The sequence below is a fragment of the Streptomyces sp. URMC 123 genome (genome assembly GCF_051386515.1).
Taxonomy (GTDB): domain Bacteria; phylum Actinomycetota; class Actinomycetes; order Streptomycetales; family Streptomycetaceae; genus Streptomyces.
Genome location: NZ_JBPQTV010000498.1, coordinates 1 through 3,225, shown reverse-complemented (window position 1 = coordinate 3,225; position 3,225 = coordinate 1). Strand labels below are relative to the sequence as shown.

The window sequence follows — 3,225 nt, the reverse complement described above, 5'->3', positions numbered from 1 at the left end:
CGCCGCGCGCACGCTGGACACCGTCCGCGAGATGGTCGGCGACCACGTCCGGCACAACGTCTACTTCATCGACTTCCCCGCCAACGTGCCGGACACGGCCGACTTCTGGGCGCGCTGCGTCGCCCAGGCGCTCGCCGACGACGCCTCGCGCGACGGCACGCTCGCCCAGCTCCGTACGGGTGGGGTGGACCTGCTGACCCTCCCCGCGTACGGCACCTACCAGCACACGTACGAGGAGATGCTGGCCGCTCAGGACGAGCTGATCGCCTCGGCGGGCGACCGGGTGACCGTCCTGCACGCGGGCGGCGCCCCGGACGGCGAGGTCACCGCCCTGTACCTGGCCCTGGCGGGCAGCACCACGCCGCTCGGCGAGGAGCACCTGCGCGACCTCCGCGCGCTCGCCGAGCACTGCGTCGACGGCCCCCAGCCCGAGGCGATCCCCGTACGGGAGAACCGCGCCGTCGTCAATCTCGCCCGGCTCCACGCCAGCCGGGGCCTCCTGCTGGACACCGTCACCGACGTCCTCCGCCTGGCCTGCGCGCTCTCGGGCGGCGACGTGGCCCTCGTGCGGCCGACCCGCTTCCGGTCGCTGCCCCGGCCGGTCCGCCGCGCCCTGCTCGCCGGCCTCGACGCGGTGGTCGCGGCCGAGCCCGCCAAGCTCACCGATGTCTCCGCGCACCGCGAGGCGTTCAAGCGCCTCGGCGAGCGCCTGCACCCGCACGAGTACCCGCGCTGGCCGCACGCCGCCGACGTGTTCGCCGTCGCCCGGGGCGAGAAGGAGGCCCGGTCCTTCGACAGCCGCGTCGAGGAACTGCTCGACGGGAACGACGTTCCCGGCGCGGCGCGGCTGCTGACGGCCGCCCCGGGCAAGCTCTTCCGCTCCCTGGACCGCCTGCTGCGCGCGTGCGCCACCCAGGACGAGCGCGACGCCGTCGTGGCCGCCGCCGAGCAGGCCGCCCCGCGGGTCTCCGGCCGGGTGCTGCTGTCGGTGCGCGAGCACCTGCGCAACCGCGCCGGGGAGGGGGAGGCAGGCGGGCGCCGCGTCTTCGTCAACCGCCTCGGCGGCGCCTGGGTCACCGCCGACCGCCGTCCCCTCCTGCCGTCGCCCGAGCGCGAGCGCCTCATCGGCGTCCTGGACGCCGAGACGCGGCGCCGCCTCCCGGAGCCGGGGCACCTGCTCCTCGACCCCGACGTCCTCGATGTCGCGCTCCCGCTCAGCGGCAGGGCGACGACCGCGGGCTTCGGCGTCCTGCCCCGCGGCTCCCTGCTGCCCGTCGACGGCGAACTGCTGCGCTTCTTCGTCCACTGGAAGCAGACGCGCCGCCACACCGACTACGACCTGTCGGCGCTGATGCTCGACGCCGAGTACGCGACCGTGTGCTGGCTCTCGTACACCGCGCTCACCGAGGTGGAGGGCGAGCACTCCGGCGACATCACGGAGGCCCCCGAGGGCGCCTCGGAGTTCATCGATCTGCGCCTGGGCGCCGTGCGCGGCACCTTCATCGTGCCGCAGGTCAACATCTACTCCGGGGAGGACTTCGAAGAGGTCGAGGAGTCGTTCTTCGGCTTCATGCTGCGCGACGCCGAGCAGCGGGGCCGCCCGTTCGAACCGCGCACCGTACGCGTGAAGTCGGAGCTGCGCGGGCCGGGCAGGGTCGCGCTGCCGCTGGCGTTCCTGCGCGGGGACGACGGCCGCTGGCGCGCCAAGTGGCTCCATCTGTACCTCCGGGGCACCCCGCACGCCAACCGGGTGGAGGAGAACCAGGTGTCGGTCGCCCTGCTGCTGCGCGGCATCGTCGAGCGCGACCACCTCACGGTCCGGTACCTCGCCGATCTGATGGCCGACCGGGCCACGGCCACCACGCTGTGGGACGGCACGACGGTCCCGGACGGCCCCGTCACGTACATCGGTCTCGAACGCCCGGAGGGACTGCACCCGGACTCCGTGATCGTCACCCCGGAAAACCTGCGTGCCCTGATCCCGGCCTGACTGCTAGCGTTGACCCCGGCGAGGCCATGGTCGGACTTCCTTCTCACTCCTCACTGAATTAGTCCCTCCGCTTTCCTCGCCCCGACACCACGCCGGAGTGCCGTTCGGCACTCCGGCGTCGTCGTCCCCGTACCGGGGCCGCGGGCACGCCCGCCGCACGGACACCCGCGACAGTCACCCACACAGCACGAACAGATGGGGAGCACGACCGTGGCCACCGACCCCCGCACCGGTCCGCCTCACTCCGGCGACGAGCGCGCGATGCTGCGGGCCTTTCTCGACTACCACCGGGCGACCCTCGCGATGAAGTGCGAGGGGCTCACCGACGAGGAGTTGCGCCGGCGCTCGATGCCGCCGTCGACGCTGTCACTGCTCGGCCTGGTCCGGCACATGGCCGAGGTGGAGCGCGCCTGGTTCCGCCGGGTGTTCGAGGACCACGAGGCGCCGATGGTCTGGTCCGAGGAGATCGACTTCCAGGCGGCGTACGACGCGAGCACGTCGACCAGGGGCGAGGCGTTCGCGGCCTGGGAGGCTGAGGTGGAGACCTCGCGCCGCATCGAGCGGGCGGCGGCGTCCCTGGACCTGGTCGGCCACCAGCCACGGTGGGGCGAGGACGTGTCGCTGCGCATGGTGATGCTGCACGTGCTCCTGGAGTACGGCCGCCACAACGGACACGCGGACTTCCTGCGCGAGGGCATCGACGGCACGGTGGGAGCCTGAGGGAACCGCCCGGGGCCGAGGAGTACGGGCGCGGGCGGGGGCGAGGAGTACGGGGGCCGGCCAGCGGCGGCGTGCGATGCTGGTGGCATGACCTTGGAGGACCTCGTACGGCTGCGGCGCGCCCGCGACGTGATGGACCGCGAGTACGCGCGTCCGCTGGACGTTCCGGCGCTGGCGAAAATCGCCCTCATGTCGCCCGGGCACTTCTCCCGCAGCTTCCGCGCCGCCTTCGGGGACACGCCCTACAACTACCTGATGACCCGCCGCATCGAGCGGGCGAAGGCGCTGCTGCGGCGGGGCGACCTGAGCGTCACGGAGGTCTGCTTCGCGGTCGGCTGCACCTCGCTGGGGTCGTTCAGCTCCCGCTTCACCGAACTGGTCGGCGAGAGCCCCAGCGCCTACCGGGCCCGTCGGCACGAGGCCGGCGCCGCGATCCCGGCGTGCGTCGCCAAGATCTATACGCGACCGGTCAGAAGCGCCGCCCCCGCCGGCGCCCCCGCCGACCAGTTCGGTGA

At 73.4% G+C, this 3,225-nt stretch carries 3 protein-coding genes; all 3 read left to right on the top strand.

Annotation, left to right across the window (positions count from 1 at the left end; genetic code table 11):
- A partial coding sequence (locus ACSNOD_RS29930; RefSeq protein ID WP_436770220.1) for a hypothetical protein occupies positions 1–1,990 on the top strand: 1,990 nt, incomplete at its 5' end.
- Positions 1,991–2,185: 195 nt separating this feature from the next.
- Positions 2,186–2,710 carry a DinB family protein gene (locus ACSNOD_RS29925; RefSeq protein ID WP_436770219.1) on the top strand — a complete coding sequence of 175 codons (525 nt, stop codon included), beginning with the start codon at positions 2,186–2,188 and terminating at the stop codon, positions 2,708–2,710.
- A gap of 87 nt (positions 2,711–2,797) precedes the next feature.
- Positions 2,798–3,225 (top strand): helix-turn-helix domain-containing protein (locus tag ACSNOD_RS29920; RefSeq protein ID WP_436770218.1); only part of this gene is annotated, 428 nt, incomplete at its 3' end.